This window comes from Acidobacteriota bacterium (genome assembly GCA_034211275.1).
Classification (GTDB): domain Bacteria; phylum Acidobacteriota; class Thermoanaerobaculia; order Multivoradales; family JAHZIX01; genus JAGQSE01.
Map to the genome: position 1 here is coordinate 1 of JAXHTF010000349.1, position 2,636 is coordinate 2,636.

Annotated in this window: 2 protein-coding genes; both read left to right on the plus strand. The window is 70.5% G+C overall.

Annotation, left to right across the window (positions count from 1 at the left end):
* The first annotated feature begins 165 nt into the window (after positions 1–165).
* Positions 166–1,689 (plus strand): DUF2868 domain-containing protein, encoded by a 1,524-nt coding sequence (locus SX243_25840; GenBank protein ID MDY7096407.1) that lies wholly within the window; start codon positions 166–168, stop codon positions 1,687–1,689.
* Positions 1,686–2,636: GTPase domain-containing protein (locus SX243_25845; protein MDY7096408.1), on the plus strand; the 951-nt coding region annotated here is incomplete at its 3' end. The genes SX243_25840 and SX243_25845, both read left to right, overlap by 4 nt.

Consider the following 2,636-nt stretch of genomic DNA (forward strand, 5'->3'; position numbering starts at 1 on the left):
CAGCACGACACCCAGCGGCCTGAGGAGAGAGCGAGATCCGAGGATGAATCGGTCTGCCGATTCACCCGCAGGACTCGACTCTCGACGCCCACGAGCTAGCGGTCCCTGCTTCATCCCAAGGAACAGACCCTCTTGTTCCCTCTCCCCAGCGGGTACAATCTCCCCATGACCGACCTCGCCTTTCTCGACGAGCGCCGCGCCCAGGCGGTGTACCTGGTTCGCGCTTTTGAGCAGGCGGATGGGGACGAGCGGTGGCTGGAGGGTTCGGAGCGGCGGCGGGCTACGGAGGAGGCGTTGGAAGAAGGGCCCAAGCCCTCGACTCCCCAGGCCGCCGCGAAGGTGGCGGCGGCCCGCGCCGAGCGGTTGGTACCGGAGCTCGACGCCCAGGCGCCGATGCTTTCCGGCGTGCGGCGGGTGACCCGGCTGGGGGCCGGGCTGGGGTTGCCGGTGATGGCGGTGGCGGCGGTGGTGGGGCTTTCCACCAGCGCCCTGGGCCCGGCCCGCCATGTCAATCTGCTGAGCGCACCGCTGCTGTTGGCCCTGGGCTGGAATCTGCTGATGTACGTGGGCTTCCTCCTGGTGTGGCTGCTGCGGGGGCGCAAGAGCGCTCCGGGGCAAGGCTTCGCCCGCTTGCTGGCGCCCCTCTTCACCCTCGGCTACCTGCGCCGCGCCGTCGGCCAGCTGCGGCGGGAATCTCAGGAGAAAGCCTCGGTGGTGGCACGGGCGGTGTCCTACTACCTCAACGCTTGGCGCGGTGCGTCCCGGCCGCTGGTGGAGTCGCGGGCGCGGCGGCTGATGCACCTGGCGGCGATGGTGCTGGCGCTGGGGATGATGGTGGGGATGTACGGCCGCGGGCTGATCTACGAATACCGCGCCACCTGGGAGAGCACCTTCCTCGACGCTCAGCAGGCCCACCGCCTGCTGGATACGCTGTTAGGCCCTGCCGGGCGGCTGCTCTCCATCCCAGTGCCGGGGCTCGAGGAAGTCGCCTCCATGCGCGCCCCCGGCGACGGCGACGCCGCCCCGTGGATTCATCTTTACGCCGCCACCACCCTGATGGTCATCGTTCTGCCTCGGGGGCTGCTGGTCTTGATCGAGGCCCTGCGCGCCGGCCGGCTGCGGCGGCGGGTACCGGTGGAGATCTCTGGAGCCTACTTCCGCCGGGTGCTGGCCCTGGGCCGGGGAGAGCACCAGCGGGTGGAGGTGGTGCCCTACAGCGTCGAAGCGCCGGCGCGAGTGCTGGAGGTGCTGCAGACGGCGCTGTTGGATCTCTTCGGCAGCCGCAGCACGGTGCACCGCCACCCGGCGGTGGAGTACGGCGGGGACGTGCCCGCCGGCGCCGGCGTCGGCCTCTCCGAGGATGCCGAGGGCGCGAGCCTCGATGCCGCCTGCGCCGTGCTCTTCAACCTCGCCCAAACCCCCGAGGCGGAGGTCCACGGCCGCTTCGTCGAGCAGGCCCGGCGGCGCCTCGCCGGCCGTGGTCCGGTGCTGGCGGTGGTGGACCAGAGCCGCTATCGTTCGAAGCTGGAGGGCACCGCCGACGCCGAGGAGCGTCTGAAGCTGCGGCGCCGGGCCTGGGATCGGGTCCTGGACGACGCCCGCGCCCGCACCGCCCACGTGGATCTGGTGCAGATGACCGCCGACGAGGTACACCGGGAGCTCCATCGGGCTCTGGATAGCGAATCATGAACGACCGCTCCCCCACCGACGCCAGCCCTGCCCAGGAGGAGTCCTCGGGTTCGCCCCGGAAGCTCAGCACCCTCGAAGCCAGCACCCCCAAGGACCAGCGCGCACTGCACCTGAGCCTCATCTCCCACACCAACGTGGGCAAGACCACTCTCGCCCGCACCCTGCTGCGGGAGGACGTAGGAGAGGTGTTGGACCAGGCCCACGTCACCGAGATCAGCGAGGCCTACACGCTGATCGAGGCGGAGACCGAGCAGGGTGATGCCAAGCTGGTGCTGTGGGATACCCCGGGCTTCGGCGACACCGCCCGGCTGATGCGCCGGCTGCGGGATCTGGACAAGCCGCTGGGATGGTTGCTCTCCCAAGTGTGGGATCGCATCGCCGACCGCGGACTGTGGAGCAGCCAACAAGCGGCGCGCAATATCCGCGACCACGCCAACGCCGTGCTCTACCTGGTCAACGCCGCCGAGGAGCCGGCGGAGGCGGGCTACGTGCGCCACGAGCTCGACCTGCTGACCTGGATCGGCCGGCCGGTGCTCCTGCTGCTCAACCAGACCGGAGCGGTAGCCCCGGGGTCGGAGGCGGCGCGGCGGGTGGTGGAGGCCTGGAAGCATCACGTGGCCTTCTGGCCCATCGTCCAGGACGTGCTCTCCCTCGACGCCTTCACCCGCTGCTGGGTACAAGAAGGAATCCTCCTCGACCGGGTGGCGCAGATGCTGCCGGAGGAGGAAGCGCCGGTGATGGCGCAGCTGGCGCGAGCCTGGAACGAGCGCAATCGGGAGATCTTCCACCGCGCCGTGGACAGCCTCACCGCCTACCTGGCCCGGGCGGCGGCGGACCGCGCCGTTCTCGACAGCAGCCGGCCCTCCCGGGGGGACAAGAAGAAGGCCATGGAGGCCCTGGGGGAGCGGCTGGAGACCGAGACCCAGCGGCTGATGGACGGCCTCATC